Origin of the sequence: Marinococcus luteus, from assembly GCF_900106595.1 — a bacterium.
Lineage (GTDB): Bacteria > Bacillota > Bacilli > Bacillales > Marinococcaceae > Marinococcus > Marinococcus luteus.
Genome location: NZ_FNNC01000001.1, coordinates 458,841 through 483,133, shown reverse-complemented (window position 1 = coordinate 483,133; position 24,293 = coordinate 458,841). Strand labels below are relative to the sequence as shown.

At 50.3% G+C, this 24,293-nt stretch carries 27 protein-coding genes and 1 pseudogene; 11 read left to right on the top strand and 17 right to left on the bottom strand.

Annotated features, from left to right (window positions below; genetic code table 11):
* Nucleotides 1-962: 962 nt before the first annotated feature.
* A pseudogene (locus BLV22_RS02320) lies at nucleotides 963-2,504 on the bottom strand (amidase).
* Between the two features lie 186 nt (nucleotides 2,505-2,690).
* Nucleotides 2,691-2,828, bottom strand: a complete 138-nt coding sequence (locus tag BLV22_RS02315) for a terminase small subunit (RefSeq protein WP_091610738.1) — start codon at nucleotides 2,826-2,828, stop codon at nucleotides 2,691-2,693.
* A gap of 68 nt (nucleotides 2,829-2,896) precedes the next feature.
* On the opposite strand from BLV22_RS02315, the gene BLV22_RS02310 reads away from it, so the two are divergent.
* Nucleotides 2,897-3,136, top strand: a complete 240-nt coding sequence (locus BLV22_RS02310; protein ID WP_091610736.1) for a hypothetical protein — start codon at nucleotides 2,897-2,899, stop codon at nucleotides 3,134-3,136.
* A 128-nt stretch (nucleotides 3,137-3,264) separates the two neighbouring features.
* Here the strand turns inward: BLV22_RS02310 and BLV22_RS02305 are convergent, their stop codons facing one another.
* From BLV22_RS02305 to BLV22_RS02275, 8 genes are all read right to left on the bottom strand, one after another.
* Nucleotides 3,265-3,690 carry a hypothetical protein gene (locus BLV22_RS02305; protein ID WP_091610733.1) on the bottom strand — a complete coding sequence of 142 codons (426 nt, stop codon included), beginning with the start codon at nucleotides 3,688-3,690 and terminating at the stop codon, nucleotides 3,265-3,267.
* Between the two features lie 233 nt (nucleotides 3,691-3,923).
* Nucleotides 3,924-4,283 carry a hypothetical protein gene (locus BLV22_RS02300; protein WP_091610731.1) on the bottom strand — a complete coding sequence of 120 codons (360 nt, stop codon included), beginning with the start codon at nucleotides 4,281-4,283 and terminating at the stop codon, nucleotides 3,924-3,926.
* Nucleotides 4,284-4,506: 223 nt separating this feature from the next.
* Nucleotides 4,507-4,740: a hypothetical protein gene (locus BLV22_RS02295; RefSeq protein WP_091610728.1), complete on the bottom strand. Its 234-nt coding sequence runs from the start codon at nucleotides 4,738-4,740 to the stop codon at nucleotides 4,507-4,509.
* On the bottom strand, nucleotides 4,733-5,017 hold the full coding sequence (locus BLV22_RS02290) for a sigma factor-like helix-turn-helix DNA-binding protein (protein WP_091610726.1): 285 nt from the start codon (nucleotides 5,015-5,017) through the stop codon (nucleotides 4,733-4,735). The genes BLV22_RS02295 and BLV22_RS02290 overlap by 8 nt, the downstream gene beginning before the upstream one ends.
* A gap of 15 nt (nucleotides 5,018-5,032) precedes the next feature.
* Nucleotides 5,033-5,194 carry a hypothetical protein gene (locus tag BLV22_RS14935; RefSeq protein ID WP_176967611.1) on the bottom strand — a complete coding sequence of 54 codons (162 nt, stop codon included), beginning with the start codon at nucleotides 5,192-5,194 and terminating at the stop codon, nucleotides 5,033-5,035.
* A 297-nt stretch (nucleotides 5,195-5,491) separates the two neighbouring features.
* Nucleotides 5,492-6,466, bottom strand: coding sequence for a hypothetical protein (locus tag BLV22_RS02285; protein ID WP_091610723.1), 975 nt, complete (start codon nucleotides 6,464-6,466; stop codon nucleotides 5,492-5,494).
* Nucleotides 6,459-6,680 carry a hypothetical protein gene (locus tag BLV22_RS02280; RefSeq protein WP_091610720.1) on the bottom strand — a complete coding sequence of 74 codons (222 nt, stop codon included), beginning with the start codon at nucleotides 6,678-6,680 and terminating at the stop codon, nucleotides 6,459-6,461. Before BLV22_RS02280 ends, BLV22_RS02285 begins: the two co-directional genes overlap by 8 nt.
* A gap of 17 nt (nucleotides 6,681-6,697) precedes the next feature.
* The gene (locus BLV22_RS02275) at nucleotides 6,698-6,904 is read right to left on the bottom strand and encodes an XtrA/YqaO family protein (RefSeq protein ID WP_091610717.1); all 207 of its coding nucleotides are present in this window, start codon (nucleotides 6,902-6,904) and stop codon (nucleotides 6,698-6,700) included.
* 585 nt (nucleotides 6,905-7,489) lie between these two features.
* On the opposite strand from BLV22_RS02275, the gene BLV22_RS02270 reads away from it, so the two are divergent.
* Complete coding sequence (locus BLV22_RS02270) at nucleotides 7,490-8,311, top strand: DUF4352 domain-containing protein (protein ID WP_091610714.1); 822 nt, start codon at nucleotides 7,490-7,492, stop codon at nucleotides 8,309-8,311.
* A 97-nt stretch (nucleotides 8,312-8,408) separates the two neighbouring features.
* A complete protein-coding gene (locus BLV22_RS14930) occupies nucleotides 8,409-8,564 on the top strand; it encodes a hypothetical protein (RefSeq protein ID WP_176967610.1) in 156 nt (51 codons plus the stop codon).
* Nucleotides 8,565-8,718: 154 nt separating this feature from the next.
* Here the strand turns inward: BLV22_RS14930 and glnA are convergent, their stop codons facing one another.
* The 4 genes from glnA to hflX all read right to left on the bottom strand — a co-directional run bounded on the left by glnA (nucleotide 8,719) and on the right by hflX (nucleotide 13,251).
* Entirely contained in the window at nucleotides 8,719-10,065 is a 1,347-nt protein-coding gene (gene glnA / locus BLV22_RS02265; protein ID WP_091610712.1) for a type I glutamate--ammonia ligase, read from the bottom strand.
* Nucleotides 10,066-10,151: 86 nt separating this feature from the next.
* Nucleotides 10,152-10,547, bottom strand: a complete 396-nt coding sequence (locus tag BLV22_RS02260; RefSeq protein WP_079476415.1) for a MerR family transcriptional regulator — start codon at nucleotides 10,545-10,547, stop codon at nucleotides 10,152-10,154.
* Nucleotides 10,548-10,732: 185 nt separating this feature from the next.
* Nucleotides 10,733-11,965: a methionine gamma-lyase family protein gene (locus BLV22_RS02255; RefSeq protein WP_091610709.1), complete on the bottom strand. Its 1,233-nt coding sequence runs from the start codon at nucleotides 11,963-11,965 to the stop codon at nucleotides 10,733-10,735.
* Nucleotides 11,962-13,251, bottom strand: a complete 1,290-nt coding sequence (hflX, locus tag BLV22_RS02250) for a GTPase HflX (protein WP_091610706.1) — start codon at nucleotides 13,249-13,251, stop codon at nucleotides 11,962-11,964. The genes BLV22_RS02255 and hflX overlap by 4 nt, the downstream gene beginning before the upstream one ends.
* Nucleotides 13,252-13,360: 109 nt before the next feature.
* Here hflX and BLV22_RS02245 point away from each other — a divergent pair, with 109 nt between their 5' ends.
* Entirely contained in the window at nucleotides 13,361-14,320 is a 960-nt protein-coding gene (locus tag BLV22_RS02245; RefSeq protein WP_176967609.1) for a tyrosine-type recombinase/integrase, read from the top strand.
* 123 nt (nucleotides 14,321-14,443) lie between these two features.
* Here BLV22_RS02245 and BLV22_RS02240 read toward each other — a convergent pair whose 3' ends face one another.
* Nucleotides 14,444-14,857: a hypothetical protein gene (locus tag BLV22_RS02240; protein WP_091610701.1), complete on the bottom strand. Its 414-nt coding sequence runs from the start codon at nucleotides 14,855-14,857 to the stop codon at nucleotides 14,444-14,446.
* 398 nt (nucleotides 14,858-15,255) lie between these two features.
* Between BLV22_RS02240 and BLV22_RS02235 the strand changes: the two genes are divergently transcribed.
* The 7 genes from BLV22_RS02235 (at nucleotide 15,256) to BLV22_RS02205 (ending at nucleotide 21,339) form a co-directional block, all read left to right on the top strand.
* Nucleotides 15,256-15,579 carry a hypothetical protein gene (locus BLV22_RS02235; RefSeq protein WP_091610699.1) on the top strand — a complete coding sequence of 108 codons (324 nt, stop codon included), beginning with the start codon at nucleotides 15,256-15,258 and terminating at the stop codon, nucleotides 15,577-15,579.
* A gap of 48 nt (nucleotides 15,580-15,627) precedes the next feature.
* Entirely contained in the window at nucleotides 15,628-15,855 is a 228-nt protein-coding gene (locus tag BLV22_RS02230) for a hypothetical protein (protein WP_091610696.1), read from the top strand.
* A gap of 53 nt (nucleotides 15,856-15,908) precedes the next feature.
* The gene (locus tag BLV22_RS02225) at nucleotides 15,909-16,814 is read left to right on the top strand and encodes a universal stress protein (protein WP_091610693.1); all 906 of its coding nucleotides are present in this window, start codon (nucleotides 15,909-15,911) and stop codon (nucleotides 16,812-16,814) included.
* Between the two features lie 203 nt (nucleotides 16,815-17,017).
* Nucleotides 17,018-18,244 (top strand): GTP-binding protein, encoded by a 1,227-nt coding sequence (locus BLV22_RS02220; RefSeq protein WP_091610690.1) that lies wholly within the window; start codon nucleotides 17,018-17,020, stop codon nucleotides 18,242-18,244.
* Entirely contained in the window at nucleotides 18,237-19,409 is a 1,173-nt protein-coding gene (locus tag BLV22_RS02215) for an NAD(P)-binding domain-containing protein (RefSeq protein WP_176967608.1), read from the top strand. Before BLV22_RS02220 ends, BLV22_RS02215 begins: the two co-directional genes overlap by 8 nt.
* Before the next feature lie 60 nt (nucleotides 19,410-19,469).
* A complete protein-coding gene (locus BLV22_RS02210; protein WP_091610685.1) occupies nucleotides 19,470-20,291 on the top strand; it encodes a ZinT family metal-binding protein in 822 nt (273 codons plus the stop codon).
* A 43-nt stretch (nucleotides 20,292-20,334) separates the two neighbouring features.
* Nucleotides 20,335-21,339: a metal ABC transporter solute-binding protein, Zn/Mn family gene (locus BLV22_RS02205; RefSeq protein ID WP_176967607.1), complete on the top strand. Its 1,005-nt coding sequence runs from the start codon at nucleotides 20,335-20,337 to the stop codon at nucleotides 21,337-21,339.
* Nucleotides 21,340-21,393: 54 nt separating this feature from the next.
* Here the strand turns inward: BLV22_RS02205 and BLV22_RS02200 are convergent, their stop codons facing one another.
* Nucleotides 21,394-23,841 carry a heavy metal translocating P-type ATPase gene (locus BLV22_RS02200; protein ID WP_245723993.1) on the bottom strand — a complete coding sequence of 816 codons (2,448 nt, stop codon included), beginning with the start codon at nucleotides 23,839-23,841 and terminating at the stop codon, nucleotides 21,394-21,396.
* Nucleotides 23,831-24,202: an ArsR/SmtB family transcription factor gene (locus BLV22_RS02195; protein ID WP_091610680.1), complete on the bottom strand. Its 372-nt coding sequence runs from the start codon at nucleotides 24,200-24,202 to the stop codon at nucleotides 23,831-23,833. The genes BLV22_RS02200 and BLV22_RS02195 overlap by 11 nt, the downstream gene beginning before the upstream one ends.
* Nucleotides 24,203-24,293 lie beyond the last annotated feature (91 nt).

Genomic DNA, 24,293 nt, shown 5'->3' with positions numbered 1-24,293 from the left:
ACCTCAGTATAAATAAATTTTATTATTTAATTATATCTAATAAAAACTTCCCGTACAAATCTAATAAGTCATCTACGATTTAATATTTTTGTTTACTCACCCGGAAGTTTGCCAGTATACGGGTTTCGATATCAAAAGTGTAAGACTTTCATTTACTTCACGCTATTTTCCTGTAGAAACTCTTTTTGCTTTTTACCTTTTCCAAATAAATAGTCGTTTTTGTAAGTTGCATATACTACAAAATCAGAGCCAACCGAGCTAGCAATCGCATCGGTGATGTCTCGCAGAGACTCAACTTGAAAAAGTTTCTACTTTAATTTGACCGCAGCAAAAAAGACCACCATGGCTAGTCGAATGATGTTGGCTTTGTCGATTTCTTTAATTATAATCTTAATCGAACAGCTTTTGGGATTTTGCTCTCGAGATTGAATGCGCTATTTCATTCAATCTGCAGCGTCTTGTTTTCAGTCCGGGATCTGCATGAGGACAATTCGGGGTTCTCTTTTTTTGGTTAGTCTTCTCCACTCGTGGTTTCGATAATACTTATTCAAATTTCATTCAAAATATATCGTACAGAGAAGGCTTAAGAAGCTTTCTCTGTTTTTTTAGCCTTTTATCCTCGCAAAGCTTATGAGTTTATTTCGCCTGAAGGAGCAAAATGCTTCGGCGAAGAGATACTTACAAAAGTCTGCTTGATTATGTACTTTTCAGATGCATAAAAACTCCTAAATCACTTTTGTATTATTTAAGATATTTTCAATCGTATTAATTCCATCTATTCCAAACAAGATCACGTCTGTGAAATTTGTGTTAGAACTGAGCTTTTATAGTACGATAGACGATAAAATAAATGATAACGATTGATTCACTTAGTTTATACGGACGCTGGAAGCCCGTGCACAACGAATCGGCCGGAGGAATCTAAAAAAGCCCTGTGTGAGCTACTTAAAACTCATACAGAGCTATTTCGTAAAATGATTATATACGGGCGTTGATTGTACCGATGTCAGTTTAGATTGAAACGCATAGGCTGCCTGCAGAACTTGCTCGTCCATGCCAGTTTTCCCAACCAGCATCATTCCCACTGGAAGGCTGTTTGATGTCCCACACGGTACGTTCATCGCTGGATGGCCTGTAATATTGAATGGCGCTGTATTCTGTATCATACCTAGCGCTTTGCCGATCACTTCTTCACGAGCAGCGTCTGCGGGAGGAATTTCCGTCGCTTTCATAAGAGTTGTCGGCATAACAAGAATGTCGAAATCTTCAAAAGCTTTGTCATAGGCCGCTTTCAACGTACGAGCGAGATTTTGTGCCTTCGCATAATACTTCCCTTTGTACTGAGTCCGCATGTACTCACCAAGAAGCATAATCATCTTAACCGTTTCATAATACTCATCCGCCCTTGTTTTCTTTGACTTTCCATAGTAATCAAGCAAATACGTACTGTAATGACCCTTCCAGTTTTTAACCATTCCATTTTCATTTATCGTCATGGACGTCAAATCTTCAATACCAATGCCATTCCAGATATAAATTCCATCTAAGTGCATTGGAATAGATACTTCTTCAACAGTTACTCCAAATTCTTTCAGTGATTCGGCCGTCTCTCTCACTTTTCGACTGACATCCTCTTCAGAAATGTCCCATTCAAATCCTTCACTGACTACACCTATTTTTAACGACACTTCATCTTTAAAGACATCGCTGTAATTTTTCTTTTCCAGTCCGGTTTATCTTGGGTCCAGTCCGTCCTCCCCAGCAAGTACATCGAGCAGCAGAGCGACATCTTCAACACTACTAGCCATAGGCCCAGTATGATCTAACGTTTGTTCAATCGGTATAATGCCAGTATACGGTACCAGTCCATGAGTGGGCTTCAATCCATAAATACCACACCAGGAGCTCGGCATTCTAATTGAACCTCCTTGATCTCCACCGATGGCCATATCTACTTCTCCAGAAGCAACAAGCGCAGCGGAACCACTTGAAGATCCACCGGTAGATCGATTCTCATCGTGTGGATTTAATACGGGGCCTGTTGCAGAGGTATGACTGCCACCCGACAGGCAAAAATCTTCGCAGACCGCTTTTCCCGCAATCGTACCCCCGGATTCCAATATTCCGGTTACGATCGTGGCATCTTCATTTGGGACATATCCTTCTAACAATGCGGATCCGTTCATCATCGGGACCCCTGCCAAACTGACATTGTCTTTGAGAACGACTCTCTTTCCTGCAAGCGGTCCTTCTTTTTCGCCCGTTACCTCTGATTTCCAATACCATGCATTATACTTGTTCTCTTCATCGGAAGGTCGGTAGCCAGGTTTTCGTGGATATTTAACTGGGAGAGATGGTTCTGATAATTCATTAAGTCGCTCGTAGGAACCCAATGTGCCTTCTATCAGATCCTGATAAGCTACAATATCTGACTCCTCCAAGTTTAAATGATATTGGTTGGCAATTATTTTTAATTGTTCTGATGTCGGTTTTTTTACTTTCATGTTGTACCTCCCTGTGAATTTTTGATGAAAAGCATTAACTTTCCTTTTATATTCACAATTTTTGACAAGAACAACAATAAAAACGACAGATAATCTACCGTATTTTTTATTACCGTCATTTCCATCAAGCTCTGGTTTCAATACATATTCACCCGATAGATTGACTGCATCTTCCTTCTTCCATTTCTACACCAGTAACAGCACAAAGCTTGTGTTCCCTCTAGCCGAATAACCTGCTTGTCGTGCGCTCTCTTCCGCGTTGCCTGTGATGATGTACTCATCAGCAAACTTCTTCTGTTTGGGAGTCAATTGTCGCTTCGCCACTTTCCATCACCACCTTTCATGTTAAAATGGAATAGTTTTACAATATTATTATTTATAGGTGGTTTTTTATGAGTGATACTAGATTTCAAAACAGTCGGGTTGAAACTGCAATTGTTGATGAAGGCGGAAAACAATATTTGGTCTATAAGAAAGTAGTAGCGCGCAATGCTATTATGCTAATTGAAGATATTCAAAGCCGCGAACGCATAACTCCTTATGAAGTTAGGGATGAATTGTCTAATGATTTAGATATAGACGTGGATGCAAGAATCAAATTCTTGATTCAAAAATTAGAAGAGCGTGGTTAAGTTTATTATTTGTATTCTCTCTACAGGGACGAAGCCGCCGTAGCTGTTCGCTTCGAAGAATCCCTGTAGACAAAACAAAGCACCCGCTTAATGAGCGAGTGCTTTAGTTATTGTACTAGTACATTAAATTATAATTCTGAACTAATTCTTTCTATTGCTTCACGAGCTTTTGGCACATGTGCTTCATTTGTATCTGTGTATGCATCTAAATCTAAAGTAAAATTATCGTAAATCAAACTTCCAGCAAATTTAGAGTCTGTATCTGAGGTAAAAAATGACTCTCTTAATTTTGAATATATACTTCTTGTGTAAAAATTACGTTTGAAATCTTGATTTTCTTCCGACCAACAAACAATTACTTTCTCAGGATAAATAAAGTAAATTTCTGCCTCAGTTGCTTCTCCTGTAAATATATACTTTGGATAGAAAGTATAATCATTTGGAAAGTTCTTTTCTTCTTTAATAACATAATTAATAAATTTCAATTCGTTACTTTGCCCTGCTTTAACGCTTTGTTTTGTTTCAGTAGCAAACTCTTCAAATGTAAACACCATTTATTAATCCTCCTAATATTTTAATGCCTTACTTAATTTCTACACATATTAGAAGGTTTCCTGTTACATTCTTACATTTATTCAATAACTCATCCAATTTTTGCAATAACTCATTCACATCTTCTTCAGTAATCACAAGACACACCAGCCAGTTTATTTATTATATCGGCTGTTTTTCAATATGTTTACTGTTTGCTAAAAAGCACCCACCCGAAGGCAGATGCTTGGTTTGCTTATTGATTGTTCACTCTCTCGTGAATTTTACGATGTTTTTCATCTAACTTATTCTGATAAAGGTCGCTGTGCTCCATGATCGTCCGCTTCGCAGCATGCTTAAATTCTCTAAACTCTTCAAGCAACTCCTCTGTACTTTGTCTCAGCAGATCTTCTCGATTCAATTCATAAAACTTCAGCAACTCAAGATACGTGTTGTTCGCTATTGATAAAAAACTGGCGGCTACTGCATATTTATCATCAAATCGAGGACTCGCTGAAGTACTACCACCTAAAGCATCGTGCACGCTATGTGCGTCTTTACCTAATTCATCAACTAATTCTCTAATGTACTTATCTTGCTGTTCTGCTTCACTCATATAGAATACCTCCCTAAATTATGATGCTCTTCCAACTTCCACATCATTAGGGAGAAACCCTGCAAATTCCTTACATAAATTCATAAAAAAGGACGCTCGCAAGAGCGCCGGAGGGTTTTGTAGGTGTAGCGCACGGTCTAAAGATTGCCCTACCACCGCCAGTGTATCAATGGAATTTTTTCACTGCACGTTCTTCCAGTCTTTCCACTATTTTTGTGGATAACTATTTTCTATCGAAAAAAGAGTCAAAGTCTTTCTGTGCTTTCCGAAATACTACCTGCTGGACAATAGCAATGAGCAATATTGGAGCTGCAAGAACCATTCCCCACCATATGGAAAACTCGGCTTGAGGAATCAAATTAACCAACCACGCAAGCCCGACACCTAAAAACCCATTCATCACCGATATCATTAACGCCATAATTGCAAAGCTCCAATTCATTGTTTTCTCAAACATACATTTCGCCTCCCATTAATGTCATAGCACACTCTTCAATCAACTGATGAACACGCGACTTTCGCACGCCCATCACGACAGCTATCTCTTCATAATCATAAGCCTCCAGGCGAAGCATAAACGCCATGGCCTGACGATCATTCGTGATGCGGTGCCAGCGGTGCTCAATGTATCGTACGCCCCGTTCCATCTTGCTGATCTGGTAGTTGCGAAAATCCTGCTTTTCCACGTAATCGTAAACGGGGTCACTATGTCCGCCGCCCTGTGGTTTAGGCATCACCGCCCCTAATCCTCATTGCGAGATCAATTTTCCTTGCACTGCGTGCTGATATTTCCCCTGAAGGATGGCCACGCTCTTCTTGTTGGCTTTGTAGTATTGGATCCATTCCATCACTTGTGCTACCGATGGTGCTGCTTCTTTGTTTTTCTGTTCTTCGCCCCTAACTGCCGCCATCCAATCGCCCCTTTATTTTGCTCTCAGTGCCCCGCCTTTGATTCGTTTGTATGTTTGCTTGTGTATGCCCATCAACTCTTTGACTTCTCGTTCCATCAGCTGCTGCTTCTTTTCCCGCGGTTTCTTTTTCATAGATGCCTCCTAACAAAAAAAGAGGACACTGAACCACAGCGTTGTGCTGTCGTTCAGTGTCCTCCAGTGGGCTGGTAGAACTTATATATTTAATTTTTTGGATCAAAATCTTTCGGTAGCTCAATTTTTAAATATTTCAGTATTTCCCTTAGTTTTTCTCGTGCGTCATTCATCCTTTCCGCTTAATGGTTTCTTGTCTTCCTCGTACGCCCGCTTGCTCGTTTCGTAATCCAGAGACGGGAAGAACGGATTCGGTTTCTTGGGCGGTTGCATGTTGTTCCACTTGCGAAATTCCTCTTCCAGTTGGTGGGTGATGCCAAAGTGCCGGGGGCATACCACTGCCTGCAGCATCTGATCCGCCACCATTTCTACCCGGGCAATCTGCTTGGGAATGATGTCGCGGGCTTCGAGCCACTGCTTGCCGCCTTCTTCCTCCGGGTTATGCGTGAGCAGCACTTCGCCCAGTTCCGCCTTTTCGTCCGGCACCGTCAACTCCGCCACCACCAGCTTGGGGTCGTCCGCATCCACCAGTTCCAATGCCAGGCGCCGGATGTTCTGTTCGTCTTTCACCAACACGCCGCTCACTCGGACGCGGCTGTCGTTGTAGTCATACACGTCGTCGCTCGTGCCGAGCAGGGCACCGTCCGCCACCTGCACATGCTTCATCGCCGTTTCTACATCCACCAGGCATTCTTCCGGCACCACGTGATCGATGTCATTGATATGCTTGATGTCGTCAATGTCGATGCCAACCGCTTCCGACGCCTGCACCAACAACCGATTGGTCGGCAGGTTTTCATCCCAGACCACCTTCTCCATCTGCGCGTTCCGGGTGTCTTCGTCCTCCAGGGGCATCGGTTCCGTCGGCGGTCCTTCCCACCGCATGATTTCGGTGTTCACCACATCCCGGTACATGTCTTCATCCGGATGTTCAATCGTTTCCAGCCATGTGGCTTTCAATTCATCTTCCGATTGGACAAACGGACATTCCGGGTCGCCGTCTCTTGGCATGCCATACTGGTGCAGCCGTTCACTGAGTTCTTTTGCCCGTTCTTCCGTCTCCGCTTCAATCACCACCGTCACCGGTCGTTTCTCCACGACGTGCATGATTTCTTCCATGACAATACGATGCTTACTCATGTTCCTCACCCTTTCGTTTGTTGTATTCTTCGACGGTTTCGGCATGAATCGGCTCGAGCGGCATGCCGTCCCAATGCTCCAGGTCCCAGTGCATCAATCGTTCGGTAACGGTTTCTTCTTTTTTCGATTGGCTCATCGTTTCGGTCGTCTCCACCGGCAGGATGTTATTTTCGCGCAGGATCGTGTATTTCTCCCCCAAGGACGCTTCGCTCAACTACCCTCTAAATCCATTCAGAACTCTTCCCCCTCATCCCATTTCACCCGCTTCACTTTCCCCTGGTGCGTTACAATCTTGGTCTCCCCATGCGCAGGCAAAGGAGCGCAACGAACGCGCCCCTCCGACACCACCAGGACGACTGGTTCTTCTGTCCTAAGTATATCAAAATTTAGTTGCCCTGTGACTTTATCCCAGTGAATTTCTTTCATGCGTTCGCCCATGAAACCGCCCCTTTGTCTGTGTTTTAGCTCCACGCCCACTGAATCGCGTTCCATCCTAAACCAGCCACAATCGCCAAAAGCACCGTAAAAATTATGGCGATCAGTATTCCGCCGAGTATACTCCCGAATCGTTCCATAGATTCCCCTCCTTAAATCTGCCCTGCCTTGTGCCGATCCCAGCTATACGCAAACAACTCGCCCGGTTCCCATATATCGCTGAAGTGATGCCAGCCAGACCGGAGCGGCGTAAACTTGCAGTATTACATCTCCGGTCCTTTGTGCATCGTCTGAAACATCACCACGCCCCTACTTGCCGCTCTTCGCTAAACACCCTTGTACCTGGTTCGTAATGCATCCACCCAGCCCCTTTACGCTAGAACTTTTGCTTTCAAGTATTTTTACACTTATGCACAAAAGGCTTTCCTAACACCATGCGCCAACCCCACCTGACAAAATAAATACAATATTTCCTATTACTTTAGAACGGAAAATACATAATAAAAATTTTGCACGTAATTGTTTCTAGGACTATGTGTTGGTAAAATGAAAAAGGTTCATTCATTTACATATAAAGGGGGATATTCCATGATAAAGTATTTGCTGGCGACGGGGGTTGCGACAGCTGTTCTTGTTACATCTGCTTGCAGTTCTGACGAATCATCTGGGAATGAAGAAGCGTCTTCCGAAGAAAGTGGTTCGAGCGAAGAAAGCAATGATTCTTCTAATAAAGAAAGTAATGATGACGAACCGACTCAAGAAGAACTCGAACAACAGGAACAGGAATTAGAAGAACGTGAGCAAGCCCTGGAAGAGGAAGAAGCGAGCCAGGAGGAAGCAGAAGCCGAAGAGGAAGGTGCTGACGCCGAAGAAGCGCCGGCCGATGGATCTAGTGATGGGACCAGCACGGAGAATCTGCGGGAAAATATTGGGGAAACCTACACCAATGAATTAGGCGAGACCACGCTCGCCAAAGTAGGAGAGGAAGATGTGGAAACGTCCTCCGGCCCGATTGATATGACCTTATCGGAAGTATCCACCTGGGATACTACCCTGAGCACGGACTATCAGCAAATCTTAGAGATGCCGGCAGACATTACCTACGTGCAGGTCCGTGTGACCGCAGAGAATACATCGGAGGAAGATATTTCTTTTTACCCGGATCAATCCACCATTTCGACGAGCGAAGGGGATCAGGTGGATGCCAATATGTTCATGAGTAATTCGTTTGGCACGGAGTTTTTAGCGGAAACGGAAAAAGAAGGCTATGTGTACTTCCTGCTTCCGGATGCAGAAGCAGACGCCATTGAATCGATCCGATTCACGACCGACGCACCATTCAGCGAAGAAACATTTGAACCTGTAGACGGGGCCGAGGACATTGATGAAGAGATCGAAGTCACGGACTAACAAATGTACCCTGCTTTCCAGCAGGGTTTTCTTACAACCAAAGACAGAACATACGTTCTTATAACAGGGCGAATATAGAGATATAGGGGTGAGCGTGATGTATCAATACTCGGCACTGGAAGAGTTTGTACAAGCGTTATATCGGTATGGGGATTTAACAAGGAAGCCGTCGTATCGGCGGATCATGGAAGCCTTCCAGGTAGATATTCAGTTTAATGCGCCGGTCTCGTGCGTGGATGAAGATATTATATGAAAAAATACGAAGCATCCACCAAACGTATTTTTGATGTAGATTCTCTTTAGTTAGGGGCGAATCAGGGGCGCACCCCTAAAATGAAGCGCACTCAAGTTCTAATATAAAACACAAAAAACCCTCCAGCCATTGTGGCTGAAGGGTTTTCTCCATTTTAGTACGTGGACAAGAACTGTTCGCGTTCCCAAGGGTGTACCTGGCTGCGGAACATGTCCCACTCGATTTCTTTTGCTTCGGCGAAGTGCTCGATGGCGTGCGGGCCAATGGCGTTGACAAGAACTTCGTCGTTCAGCAGGTGCTGAAGCGCTTCGTTCAAGTCTGCTGGAAGGTCCTCGATGCCGAGTTCTTCGCGTTCTGCTTTTTCCATCACGTAGATGTTGCGGTCTGTCGGCTCTGGAGCCTCAAGTTTCCGCTTAACGCCGTCCAGGCCGGAAGCAAGCATTGCTGCGATGGCAAGATACGGGTTCGCGGATGGGTCCGGGCTGCGCGTTTCAATACGCGTGCTCATACCGCGGGAAGACGGAATACGTACGAGCGGGCTGCGGTTACGCAGGGACCATGCTACGTATACTGGTGCTTCGTAGCCTGGCACAAGACGCTTGTAGGAGTTGACGATTGGGTTCGTCAGCGCCGTGAACGCCTTCGCGTGCTCGAGTGTACCTGCTAAGAACTGCATAGCCGTTGTGCTCAGCTGAGAATCGGTCTTCTTGTCGTAGAAGGCGTTCTCTTTGCCTTTGAACAGGGACATGTTGCAGTGCATACCGGAGCCGTTTACACCGAACAATGGCTTCGGCATAAAGGTTGCGTGCAGGCCGTGCTTACGCGCGATTGTTTTAACAACGAGCTTAAACGTCTGGATGTTGTCGCAGGCTGTGATAGCGTCTGCGTATTTGAAGTCGATTTCGTGCTGCCCCGGCGCCACTTCGTGGTGGGAAGCTTCGATTTCAAATCCCATGTCTTCAAGCTCAAGCACGATGTCGCGGCGGCAGTTTTCACCGAGGTCTGTCGGCGCAAGGTCAAAGTAACCGCCTTTGTCGTTCAAGGTTGTGGTCGGCTCGCCTTTTTCATCGTTTTTGAAAAGGAAGAATTCAGGCTCCGGTCCAATATTGAAGGCGGAGAAGCCTAATTTCTCTGCGTCTTTAAGTACACGCTTCAAAATACCGCGAGGGTCACCCTCAAATGGCGTTGGCTCTTCGCCAGGCTTGCCCGGCTCATATATGTCACAAATTAAACGTGCGACTTTGCCTTTTTCCGGCGTCCATGGGAAGACGATCCACGTATCAAGATCCGGATAGAGGTACATATCGGATTCTTCAATACGCACAAATCCTTCGATGGAAGAACCGTCGAACATCATAAGGTTGTCCAGTGCTTTATGAAGCTGGTCCACCGGAATCTCTACGTTTTTAATAATTCCTTGCAAGTCAGTAAACTGAAGACGGATGAACTTAACGTTTTCCTCTTCTGCAAACTTTAAAATGTCTTTTTTCGTGTTTGCCATGTTAATTGTGACTCCTCTCTAAAACTGGAATAGTGAATTATTAGATCTTTCCCCCGGCCGCAGCCGGGAAAAAGTTAATCCTGCTGTTAGTCGAAAAACCGCGACAGCTGTCCCTGAATCATGGACGGACGCGAATATTTGCCTGCCATCATCACTTCCTTGCGGAGGTGCTTGCGCAGTTCACGGTCAGTCATATCATGACTTCTCGGTGCACTTGGCTGCTTCGGTTCCTCTGAATACGTTTTTAACTCATAGATTTCCTTGATGCCTGAAAGGTTTACGCCCCGCTCCATCATCGCTTTGATTTCAAGCAGACGGTCCACGTCGCGGAAGGAAAACAACCGCTGGTTGCCTTCGGTCCGTGTCGGAAACACCAGGCCGTGTTCTTCGTAGTAGCGAATCTGCCTTGGGGTGAGCTCCGTCAGTTTCTGGACGATACCAATCGGAAATAAAGGGGTATTCCGGCGTACATGATCATTCATGCGTTACGCCCCCTTTCATTGAAACTAAGTACATCCTACAATATGTAAGCTTTTCCGTCAAGTTCATGTAAGCTATTTTTACATCAAAATTTTCAGAACTTATTGTTTTTTTCTATTTTCGCCTATTTCCAGCCAATTGTACAGAAAAAACAGGCCCTCTCCCGGAGGACCTGCCTGTCTGTCGGTTATTGTATCGCTTTTAACGCTTCGCTTACGGCAATTTTCACGTGCGCGTACGTTAATCCGCCCTGCACGAAGGCTGTATAAGGCGGACGGATCGGTCCGTCCGCGGAAAGCTCGATGCTTGAGCCCTGGATGAACGCACCGGCAGCCATGATCACTTCATCGCTGTAGCCGGGCATCGCACTCGGCTGCGGCATTACGCCGGAGTCGACCGGAGAATACTGCTGCACCGCCTGGCAGAACCGGATCATCTTGTCCCGGTCGCCAAACTGCACGGACTGGATCAGATCGGTCCGCTCCTCCCCGGAGGCCGGGGATGCCTGCAGGCCGGCGTCCTCCATCAGCGCCGCGGTCAGCACCGCCCCTTTATGGGCTTCCGCCACAACGTGCGGCGCCAGAAACAGCCCCTGAAACATTTCCTGGAGCATGCCAAGCGTCGCGCCGCCTTCAAGACCGATCCCCGGCGCGGCAAAGCTTGCCCCTGCCTTTTCAATCAAGTCGCTTCGGCCGGCAATGTAGCCGCCGGTGCGGGTGATGCCGCCGCCCGGGTTTTTAATGAGCGAGCCCGCCATCAGGTCCGCTCCGATATGACCCGGCTCGGTGGTTTCCACGAATTCCCCGTAGCAGTTGTCCACAAACAGGACGACGTTCGGATACGCCGCTTTGAGCTCCGCCATGTACCCCTTCATTTCTTCGAGGCCGATCGACGGACGATCGTCATAGCCGCGCGAGCGCTGAAACGCAATCACCTGCGTGTCCGGCGTAACCGCCTCGTGCACAGCGTCCATATCCACATGCCCGCCGGCGAGCGGCACCACGTCGCAGCCGATGCCCCATTCATTCATCGTTCCCGCTTCGCTGCCGTCGAGACCGATGACCGTGTTCAGCGTGTCATACGGCGTACCGGTCGCATACAAAAGCCGGCCGCCCGGTCGGAGCGCCGCAAACAGCGCCGTGCTGATCGCGTGCGTCCCGGAAATAAACTGCTGGCGCACGACAGCCGCCTCGGTGCCGAACACATCGGCGTACACCCGGTCCAGCACCTCGCGTCCGGTGTCGTCATAGCCGTAGCCGGTGGAGTGCTGAAAATGAAACGCCGACACGTTGTGCTTCCGGAAAATATCAAGCACCCGCTGCTGGTTCACAAGCTCGCGCTCCGCAATTGCTTCGAGCTGCGGGGCAATCCGGCGCTCGGCCTGCTGCAGCTGCTTTTGTTCCATCATCTCGCGTGTCATTTGGCCCCGGCATCTCCTTTGGCATACTGCTTGATTTCCCGGTGGATCGCCTGGTCGCTCTGCACATATCCGGACAAAATCCAGCTTTCATTTTCTTCATCGAGCGTTTCCTCGCGCACCACGGTTTCATGCTTGAACCGCTGCATCACGTGGCCATCGGCAAGCGGAATTTCAACGTCGTACGGCTCAAGCTGCTCGAGCAGCACGTTCTCCATCGACTCCCGCAACAGCTCCACGTCCTCGTCCTTGCGGGCCGAAATGGAAATCGACGGCTTGTCTGCCGCTACGACCGGCTCGTCTTCAACGGCGTCGCGCTTGTTAACGACCGTAAGCGCCGGAATGTGGCTTGCTTCGAGCTCCTTTAACAGCCGGCGCACCGTGGCGGCCTGCTCGGCAGCCCTCGGGTGCGAGCCGTCAATCACATGAAGCAGCACGTCGGCTTCCTTTACTTCCTCCAGGGTTGCCTGGAACGCCGCAATCAGTGCCGTCGGCAGGTCCTGAATAAACCCGACCGTATCAGTGACGAGCACTTCCAGGCCGGACGGCAGCTCCACCCGGCGCGTCAGCGGGTCAAGCGTGGCAAACAGCGCGTTCTCTTCGAGCGTATCCGCTTCGGTGAGCGCGTTTAAAATCGTCGATTTGCCGGCGTTCGTGTAGCCGACGAGCGCAAACTGCAGCACGTTCTTTTCCTTGCGCCGTTCACGGTACTGCTCGCGGCGGTTTTTCACCTGCTTGAGCTTGCTGCGCACGTCGTCCATCCGCTTCTGGATGTGACGCCGGTCGGTCTCAAGCTTCGTCTCCCCCGGACCACGTGTGCCGATCCCGCCGCCGAGCCGGGAGAGCGATTCGCCCTGCCCGCGGATGCGCGGCAGCATGTAGTTCAGCTGCGCAAGCTCGACCTGCATTTTCCCTTCATTTGAAGCTGCACGGCCGGCGAAAATATCGAGTATCAGCTGCGTGCGGTCAATGATATACAATCCGGTCTGGTTGGTAATCGTGGAAATCTGGCCCGGCGAGAGCTCATCGTTAAAGATCAAAAGATCCGCTTCCTGCTCTTCGGCGGTCGCCACTGCTTCCTCAAGCTTGCCTTTGCCGACGTACGTCTTCGAATCGAGCGAACGCCGGTTCTGCGTCAGGACAGCCGTGACCGTCCCCCCTGCTGTTTCCACCAGCTGTTCGAGCTCGGTGAGGGACGCTTCAAACGTCGCTTCATCGGTATCATCCTTGTGGACGGCAACCAGTACCACCCGTTCTTTATCTACCTGTTGGTTCTCAAAATCCTGCAATAGTTTAGATCCTCCTGTTTTTCCTGTCCTCTACATACTATAATATGGGTTAAGTGCCAAACAAACAAGCCGCGATGCTTAATCGACAGCCAAAGCAGGAGGAATGATGATGAATTTGCAACCCGAGCTCCTTCCGGACGGCATGCAGGCCTTTCTTTCCTTCCTGCAGTCCCGGGGGCGCAAGCCGAGCACCCTGAAGCGCTACGAATACGACCTCGCCGACTTTCACCGGTTTATCGATGTGGTGCTCGACGGCGAGGAGGCGGCCGTCACTCCCGACGACATTACCACCTATTTTCATATTCTGGCCGAGGAGCGCCACTACCAGCTCCGGACGCTGAAGCGCATCCAGACCGTGCTCGTCCGCTACTTCCGTTTTCTTCGCGACACGAAACGGATCGCCTCCAACCCGATGGCGGAGCTTCCGGTCGATGACAGCGTCTGGAACGTGTTAAAGGAAGAAGAGCTGATTGCCCCGAAGGAAATGAAGCGGCTCATGGACACGCTGGAGTCCGATTCCGGACTGTCGGACAAGCAGCAGGCCGTGCGCCCGATGCTCGCCCCGCGAAACATCGTGATCCTAAAGCTGTTTTACGACTACGGGCTCCGCATGCATGAGCTCGCCTCGATCCGGATTGAGCACCTGCACCTGACCCGCGGGGAGCTCGACATTACCGAGGGCAACCCGCGGACGCTCAAGCTGACGAAGGAGCTGCAGAAGCAGCTGTACTATTACCTCGATGTCATCCCGCAGGCGGTACGGCCGTCCTTTGACGGAGAGCCGCTGTTTGTGGCTTTTGACTTTCAGCGCCAGACGTACCGCTGGAGCTATGAAAACGACCAGCCGAAAAATTTAACCGAAGTAGCCATCCAGAAAATGATCCGCGAGGAACGCAAGCGCGCCGGCATCGAACGGGCCATCTCCGCCACCCATTTCCGCAACAGCTACATCGTGCGTGAGCTCGAAAGCGGCGTGTCACCGGAAGAACTGATGGACCGGCTCGGGCTGCAGTCCATGCTGACGCTCACCAAATACATCCGCTACGTCAACGAAGAAGCTGCCGGCTGAGCCGGCAGCTTTTTTTTGCAACTTAACGATAGCCGTTTTCTGATGTTTCATTACCTTTTCGACAGGAAAGTCTCTGCGGGACTGCCGCAGCCGGGCTTTCTTTTTATTTTCTCCGGTAAGTCTTTATACATATTCCAGCGCCAGCATTGTCGCAGTAAGGCCAATGATGGCAACGACCAGCGTCCCGCCCTGCACGAACCATTCATACCGGTAATCATCGGGATTATCGCTTTCCTGCTTCCACATATGCACGCTTATTAGCGTATACACCGCGTAAAACAACAAAAAGACAATAAAGATGGAAGGCTCAAAAAAATCCTGGAAGGCGTTTACCAGAAAGGTTCCTGCTAAAAACAAACCGGAGAAGATGTACCGGATAATAAGGTGCCTCCTGCTGGCGCAGCTTTTCTTTCTCTCGCAGCCGTTGCGCTTGATGTACCATTTCCGGCTCAGCCAGTAAATCGCAGCAATGAAGGCAATCGTTACGACCACGGCCAGGATCAGTATTCTTAAACTGAATGCTGCTTCAGATGGCATCATCTCACCTCTTTCCATTTATTCTTTCGCTTTAAAGCAAGAATACTACTGGTAAATTATTCCTTCAACTATCATCTGTTATTATTTTTACACGGAAATTAAATCATTTGAGCCCCGCCCGGACCGTAACTGCTTGTGATTTTCTTTCGTACGAGTGTTTTTTCGATGAAATGCCCTTCTATATTAAAGCTTAATTCTGGTAAAATAAATATTATTTATATGCATTTAGTCGTGAGTAATTGTTTAATGACTTTTTAACGATGCAATTGCCTATTTTAAGTGTATACTGGTAATTACAGAGGTATTAAGGCCCCGGCTTTTATTACTGTTTATCTTCTACATATTTTCTGAACTGGCTGGTTCAGGCCGCTAATTAACTACCGGAAGGAGTAGGTTAAATGAATGTCTCGGAACAAAAATATCCGGGTGAGCCTTTTCAGGCAGAACGGCACTCTCTCGTCCGGTTTGTCCACCTTGCAGCAAACACGGAGCAGCCGAATAAACTGTGGTTTATCGGCAGCGCCATGGAATTGCAGGAGGAACTTTTTCTCGAGCACTACACAGAGGTCAGCTTCGAATTGGGGGAGGAAATTCGTTTCCGGAAGCTGGTCATGCACGTGGTGGCGATTGAATCCGTCCCACTTTCCTCCTGCCCTTCGTACACGGCAGATGAAAAATTGATTACGTACTATTTAGCCTCAGAGCATTTCCCCCTCATGTAATCTGGCAAGCGCTTTTGTTTCTTACTACATTTAAGATGGAGGATCGTAATGAAACAGTTGATCGAACGTGTACACAAGGCTGCCCGCATGTATTCCGTTGTAGATTTTGGCGTGTTGAAGATCTGCTTATTTTCAATTGGTTTATGGACCGGTGTTAAGTACGCACGTCCTCTCCGCTCAGAGCTTCGGCTGGTGCAGGCCACTGCCCTCACGTCCTACCTTTACATTCTTTACACCACCTTTCGCAAAATGTGTGACGACAGGGACGAAAAATAAGCAGGCCTTTCCATCGATTCACAAATGCTGGATTTAAGAAAGGAAGAAGCCATATGCCCCTCCCTTACCGGCGGATACTCGTCGCGCTCGACGGCTCGGATGAATCGAAAGCTGCCCTCGCCAAAGGCATTGAGACTGCCCTGGCTTATGACAGTACGCTCGCCCTCTGCCATATCGTGGATTACCACGGCATTAAAGAACTGCGGAAGCAGTACCCGGATCTGATGCTTCATGCCCTGAATAAGCAGGGAAGCGCCATCATCACTGAGGGGAAGGAAACAGCCGAAAACGCAGGGATTCAGAATGTACGCATCTTTATTAAGGAAGGCATTCCAAAAACGATCATTGCCGGGGACATTGCAAAGTCGTTTCAGCCGGACCTGGTAATTACCGGCGGCTCCGGTGCCGGCACTTCTGATAAAAAGCGGTTCGGCAGCGTGTCTGCCGGTATCGTCCGGCGCGCCTCCTGCGACGTCTGGGTCGTTAAAAACAGCGATGTCGCAGCCGTCTACCATTCGGTGTTAATCGCCGTCGACGGCTCGGATGTGTCTAAAAGCGCCTTTTATGCCGGGCTGAACATGGCCAAAAAAAACCAGAGCCGGACGCAGATCATCTACGTGCTGAATACCCGGTCCCTCTCATCGCTCGAGCCCTACACCGAAGACCTCGTCAGCGAGTATAAAGAACGGGCCAATGAACTGCTTCAGGAATATCAGACGTTAGGCGGCGCAGAAAACCACGGGCTCCAATCCGTGCACTACTCCGTCGAATACGGCACGCCAAAAACAGTCATCCCGAGCGATGCTTCCGGTAAATATCAGACGGATCTGATTGTCGCCGGGGCTTCGGGAATGGGACGCACGCAGCGGTTCATCCTCGGCAGCGTGTCTGAAAGCATTGTCCGCCGGGCTTCCTGTGATGTTTTGGTGGTGCGGAACCATCATGAGTCCGACCTGTAAATCTCCTTGCATGATAAAAAATTGATTCGTGAACAGCTTCCGAAAATCCCTTTTGTACAGGGATTTTTTCTTTTTGAGCTGATAAGCTTCTGTAAAAAAATACATAAACAGCCGTTGACAGCAGAAAAAATATTTTATAGAGTAAGTGAAGCATACAAATCGTAATAATTACGATTTACATTTTACACAAGGAGGAGTCAACCATGTCTTCAACCATCCCGGTGACTGTACTGAGCGGATATTTGGGCTCAGGCAAAACGACCCTGCTGAATCACCTGCTTCACGAACAGTCCGACTGGAAGGTGGCTGTGATCGTCAACGACATGAGCGAAATCAATATCGATGCCGATCTGATTGAACGCGGCAGCTCTCTTTCCCGCACAGAGGAAAATCTGGTGGAAATGTCGAACGGCTGCATCTGCTGCACACTTCGGGATGACCTGCTTCAGGAAGTCCAGCGGATTGCTGAGCGCGGCGGCGCGGATTACATTTTGATCGAATCCACCGGCATCAGTGAGCCTATTCCGGTTGCCCAGACGTTTACATATCAGGACGAGGCGTCGGGGATCGACCTTACCGGCAGCTGCCGGCTCGACACGATGGTGACGATGGTCGATGCAGCCCGCTTTTGGGCCGATTACACGTCGGGCGAAACGCTGCAGGAGCGCAAGCAAAGTGCGGGAGACGATGATGAGCGCGAAATTGCCGACCTGCTGATTGAGCAGATCGAGTTTTGCGATGTGCTGATTTTAAACAAAACAGACCTGCTTACCCGGGAGCAGATCCAGCATTTAACAAGCATGCTGCGGGCGCTTCAGCCGAAAGCAGACATCATTGAAACGGCGTATGGCCGCGTGGATTCTTCCACGGTGCTCGGAACAGGAAAATTTTCATTTGATGAAGCTCTCCAGGCCCCGGGCTGGCTGCAGGAGCTCGACCAGGTGCATGAGCCGGAAACGGAGGAGTACCATATTTCTTCTTTCATTTTCCGTAGCCGCCTTCCCTTTCATTCGGGTCGGCTGATGGAGTATCTGGAAGCCTTCCCTCAGCAGGTGATCCGGGCAAAGGGCATTATCTGGTGCGTCACCCGCAATGATACAGCGCTTTTGCTTTCGCAGGCCGGCACGTCCATACAGCTTGAGCCGGTGTCGTACTGGGTATCCTCTCTCCCTTCCGGCGAGCAGCAGCGCATGCTCGGCGAACAGCCGGAGTTAAAAGCCAATTGGGACCCGGCAGTCGGTGACAAGTCCACCGAGCTGGTGATTATCGGCCAGCATCTGGATCAGCAGAAGGTAACCCGGGAGCTGACGGCGTGCCTGTTGACTGAAGAGGAACAGCAGTTGGACGAAAGCACCTTTCATGATCCTTTCCCCTGGCTCGTTTCTCCACCCGATCATGTACATGCCGGGGACGAACACCCTCATGCTTGAATGGCTCATTATCGGTGCCGGCATCCACGGATGTACGACGGCCGCCCATCTGGCATATGCCGATCCCTCTTTGACACGCGACAAAAAACTATTGCTGATTGATTCCGAGGCCAAGCCGCTTTCGGCCTGGGACAGGCTGACCGAACGGGTAGGCATGAAATACCTGCGCTCGCCTGGCGTTCATCACCTGCATCCCGATGCCAGGGATTTATTTCGCTTCGCAAAACGTAATGATTATGATTTGAATCATTTTTCCGGTACAAGCAGAAAGCCCTCGGTCCCCCTCTTTCGCCGTCATTGTGCGAAAGTACTGGATGAGATGAACCTTATGCCCTGTTTCGAACAGGCCTCCGCTTTCCACATAGACCGCTGTGCGGATGGGTGGCGAATCGAAACCGATCAGGGAATCTTCTTCACGAGACAAGTGGTGCTTGCGACGGGAACGAAAGAGCACTGCCAGCTACCGTCTTGGCTTCCTTCTAACGGTGATCAACGTGCTTTTCACCTTCATCAAAAGCAGGAGTTCTCATCCGTTGCTCATCCCGCCACCGTTATCGGCGGCGGGATGAGCGGCGTGCAGACTGCTCTGGAGCTTGGGCGCCGTTATCCGTCCCAGGTTACGCTCGCTATCCGCCACCCGCTCCGCGTATGGGAATATGATTCTGCCCCCGAATGGATGGGCGGCAAATACAAACAACTGTGCAGGCGGGTTTCAACATTTTCCGAACGAAGAAACGTCATCAGCCGGGCCCGCCGGACGGGATCGATTACGAAAAACCTTTACCGGCAGGTCCGGCGGGAGCAAAACCTTGGACACCTTGAGGTGAAACAGGAAGCAGTTCAAAGCGTCGCCCCCGGCACGGCGAACTGGCTTATTCACGGAGAAAAAACGACATGGGAAGCCCGTGCCATTCTTTGCGCTACCGGCGACCAGTACCATCCGTCCCGCAGTCCCCTTCTCGCCCGGCTTATCGATTCGTGCCGGCTGCCGCTCACCCCCTGCGGTTACCCGGCGCTTGCTTCGCATTCGCTCGCATGGGCTGAAGGACTGTACGTGAGCGGACCGCTTGCCGACTTTGCGATTGGGCCCACCGCCCGGAACATTTCCGGAGCCCGTACGGCAGCTGCCTGCATTCAGCAGGAAGCCCGGCATGTGTTCATATAGTTTGTATATTTTTAACCAATAAATCGTAATGACTACGATTAACTGCAAGGAGTGGTATTCATGAAAAGATTTCCAATAAAAGGGCTAAGTGCCCTCACGGTCAGCGCAATGATTATTACAGGATGCGGCAACGCCTCTGACGAAGGCTCGGGAAGCGAAAATGGTTCGGAATCCGAGGAGCAGAATCAGGAGCATTCGGACGAAGAATCCCAAAGCAATGAACAGGAACAGAGCGACGATGAGGACGCAGGCAGTGATGGCAGCGAGGAGCATGAGCACAACCACAGCCATGATGAAGAAAGTGACAGCCACGATCACAGCCATGGCCAGGACGCCGAATCCGAGCGCATTTATAACGGCTTTTTCTATAATGATGAAGTAGAAGATCGCCCTCTTTCCGATTGGACCGGTGACTGGCAGTCTGTTTATCCTTATTTGGAAGACGGCACGCTCGATGAAGTGTTCGCCCATAAGGCGGAGGAAGACGAAGAAATGTCGGAAGACGAATATAAGGAATACTACGAGGAAGGCTACCAGACTGACGTAAGTGAAATTTCCATTGAAGAGGATGGCACCGTTACCTTTGTTAAGGACGGGGAAGAAATGAACGGCGAATACGTTTCGGGCGGCCATGAAATTTTAGAATATGAAGCAGGCAACCGCGGGGTCCGCTACATCTTTGAACTTGATGAAGGAGACGGAGGCATGCCGCAGTACATTCAATTCAGCGACCACGATATCAATCCGACCGATGCCGGCCACTATCACCTCTACTGGGGCGATGACAACGGCGAACTGCTCGAGGAAGTGGAAAACTGGCCAACCTACTATCCGTCAGACATGGACGGCGAAGAAATTACTCATGAAATGATTGCGCATTAATCCCGCCTCCAACAGCATGCTTCTTACGAAAGGAACGAATACGATGAAAAAACAAGCTGCTTTAGGCGCCTCGATCGTGGCCGGCGCTCTCATGCTCCAGGCCTGCAGCACAAGTAACAATACTCAGCAAAACGCCTCCGGTGACAGTAATGAAGATCAGCAGAAGCAAAACGAAAAGCTGGACGTCTACACCACACTGTTTGCCTGGGAGGATTTCACGAAACAAATCGGCGGCGATTACGTGAATGTGGAAAACGTCGTTCCGCCCGGCTCCAACGCCCACTCCTTTGACCCGACGCCCCAGACCCTGACCAATATCGCTGAGGGTGACATGTTTATTATGACCGGCAGTGGTATGGAAGGCTTCGCTGATGAAGCGAAAAGTACGGTAGACGGCGAACATGTGGAAGTACTGGAGCTGACAAATAATATGGACCTTCTGGAAACATCGGAGGAGCACGATCCCAGCCACGAGGAAGAAGGCCACGATCACGGCCATGACGAAAAAGGCCACAGCCACGGCGGCGTGGACCCTCACGTATGGCTCGATCCGGTCCGTGCCCAGGAGGCTGCTGAAAGTATTAAAAACGAATTAGTGGAACAAATGCCGGATCAGGAAGAAACATTCGAGGAAAATTACCAGGCACTCGTGTCCGACCTTGAAGAAATTGACCAGGGATTCGCAGATGTTGCCGAAGACAGCGATCAAAACCAATTCATAGTCTCTCATGCAGCTTACGGCTACTGGGAGGAGCGGTACGGCTTTGAACAAATCCCAGTCAGCGGCATTAACGCCCAGGATGAGCCTTCCGTGCAGGAAATCAATGATATTGTGGCCACGGCGGAGGAAAATGATATTCACACGGTGCTCCTCGAGCAAAACATCCCATCGAAAACAGCCGAAACTGTGCGGGAGGAAATTGGCGCGGATGTTGCCTACCTGCATAACCTCTCCACCGTGATGGAAGAAGATATTGAAAATGACGCCACCTACGTCTCTTTAATGGAGGATAACATTGAAAGCCTCGAGCAGGCGTTACATCAGTAAACAGTAAAAGCCAGGCGGGCGCCCGCCTGGCTTTTAAAATTATATTGCTGCCAGCTATCCACGCAGCCGGAACAGCCTCAGGCTGTTTGCGACTACAAGGAGTGCCGCTCCGGTGTCACTCAATACCGCCATCCATAGCGTTAACATGTCCGGCACGATCAGCGCCAGTGCGGCCACTTTTATCAGTACGGCAAACCAGATGTTCTGCTTAATGATGCGCAGCGCCTTGCGGCTGAGCCGGATCGTATACGGCAGCTTTTCGAGATTGTCCGCCATCAGAACGATGTCGGCGGCTTCCATCGACGTGTCTGCCCCGGCTCCTCCCATGGCGATGCCAATATCGGCGGTGGCAAGCGCCGGCGCGTCGTTAATGCCGTCGCCGACCATGCCGACCCGGCGGCCTTCCTGCTGTAGAGTGCGTACTGCTTTTGCCTTGTCCTCCGGAAGCAGCCCGGCCATGTACCGGTCAATGTTCGCCTGACCCGCAATTTTTGCGGCCGTGCCTTCATTGTCTCCGGTGAGGACGGTCAATTCACGGATGCCGTTTTTGTGAAGCGATTGTACCGCTTCCGAAGACACCGGCCGGATTTTGTCGGCGACGCCTACGTAGCCCAAAACGCTCTCTCCGTCTCCGATCAAAACGACGGTCATGCCTTCGTTTTGCAGCTGTTGGATTTCTTCTTCGACGTGTTTCAGCTCGACGCCTTGCTCCTCCAGCCATTCGGGCTTTCCGGCAGCGTACGCTTTGCCCTCGATTGTGCCTGATACGCCTTTGCCGGGCTCCGCATAGAAGTTCACCCCTTCAAAAGACGATACGTTCTGTTCCCCGGCATGCGCCGTAATCGCGCGGGCGATTGGGTGGTTGGAGTACGCCTCCAGGGTCGACGCAATCGAAAGCAGCCGGTCCGCATCGCCGTCTGCCGCGTATACTTTTTCCACGACGGGCTTGCCTTCCGTGAGTGTTCCGGTTTTATCAAAGGCCAGGGCGTTCAGGGTGCCGGCCGCCTCGAGAAAGGCTCCGCCTTTAATCAGTACACCCTGCTTGGCCGCATTGCCGATAGCCGACACGATTGCGACAGGGGTCGAAATGACGAGCGCACACGGGCAGGCCACGACTAAAAGCGCCAGTCCCCGGTACACCCAGTCCGCCCAGCCGCCAATACCAATTACCGGCGGTACGACAATCACCGCGATCGCAGCGGCAAAAACAATCGGGGTGTACACAGCCGCAAACCGGTCCACGAAGCTCTGGGTCGGTGCCTGCTGTCCCTGCGCCTCTTCCACTAAATGAATGATCCGCGCAAGCGTGGTGTCCTCCGGACGCGCGGTCACTTCAACCTCCAGGCTGCCGAAGTCATTCAGCGTGCCGGCATATACTTTATCTCCGGATGCTTTATCGATCGGGAGCGATTCCCCGGTGATCGGCGACTGGTCGACCATCGAATTTCCTTCGCGAATCGTACCGTCCAGAGGAATTTTTTCTCCCGGCTTAATGAGCATCGTCTGTCCGAGGCCGACGTCCTCCACCGGACGCCGGACCCATGTGTCTCCTGCCTTCACCCAGGCTTCCGCCGGAGCCAGGTCCATCAGATGGCTGATCGATTTGCGCGTTTTAGCAACCGAATACTGCTGCAGCGCGTTGCCGAGTGCAAACAGCCAGACGACCAGCGCCCCTTCAAAATACTCCCCGATGAGCGGAGCCCCGATTGCAGCTCCCATCATGAGCACGTTCATATCAAGCGACCGGCTTTTAATGGCAAAATAGGCACTTTTCGCCGGCTTATAGCCTCCGACGACAATGACGGAAAGATACAGAATGATGGAAATGATCGCCGGAGCCGGTGTCAGCGAACTGGCAATACCGGCCAGCAGAAGCACACCGGAAATGATCGTGTTCGTCATTCCGCGGAGCGGGGAAGTTTCCGGCTGGCTGGAGGAAGAACGACGCTCCGTGACCGGAGCCGCTTCAAACCCGAGCCGGCGGACCTCCCCTTTCACCCTTTCCTGCGACAGCTCGTGGTCGAGCGTCATCTTCCCCGTCGCGAACTGCACCTGGACGTCCCGCACGCCGTCGAGCTGCGCAAAGTGTTTGCTGACAGTCGCGGCGCAGGAGCCGCAGTCCATCCCGTAAATGTTATAGGCTTCCCCGGTATCCGCTGCCGGCAGCTCTGTATTATACCCGAGCCGCTGCACCGTTTGCTTGATCATTGCCGGAGCCAGCGTCCCGTCGGTGGACACCTGCATACTGCCGGTCGCGTACTGCACCTTCGCCTCCTGGACGCCCGGTAAACGGTAGACCCCCTTTTGCAGCGTGGACGCGCACGACGGGCAGTCCATCCCCTCCACCTGGAAGGTATACGCGTTGGCTGGAGTATCATTAGCCGATTCGTCTGCATGATCCTCCTCCGGCGTGCAGCAGTCTTCTTTCTCACTATCCGAACTGCAGCAGGAGCACCCTTTCTCCGCTGTTTTTCGTTCAAACGTTTCCTCTTTAGATGCCAAGCGGCTTCTCCTCCATTCCCGGTTCCATGCCTCCGAGCAGATGAGTGATCTGATTTCCGGCGAGTGTATAGAAAACCAGCTTCCCTTCGCGGCGGTAGGTGACAGCACCTGCCTGACGCAGAATCCGCAGATGATGAGAAACCGTGGCCGTCGAGGTGCCCAGAATATTTGCCAGGTCACAGCCGCAGAGCTCGCCTTCGACGCTGAGTGCGTAGGCTACCTTGTACCGGGTCTCATCGGCAAGCACTTTAAACCACTGCGAAGCGCTGCGTGCGTCCACCTGCCCCACCTGATTCTGAACACGCGCCACTTTTTCCGGATCAAAGCAATATATGTCACACTGGTCGTTTGTTTTAGCCATATATATCTTCCTTTCACTTTAACAATTAAATATTTGTTTAATTGAATTCTATGCTTCTTTGGTTAAACAGTCAAATATTCGTTTAATTGAA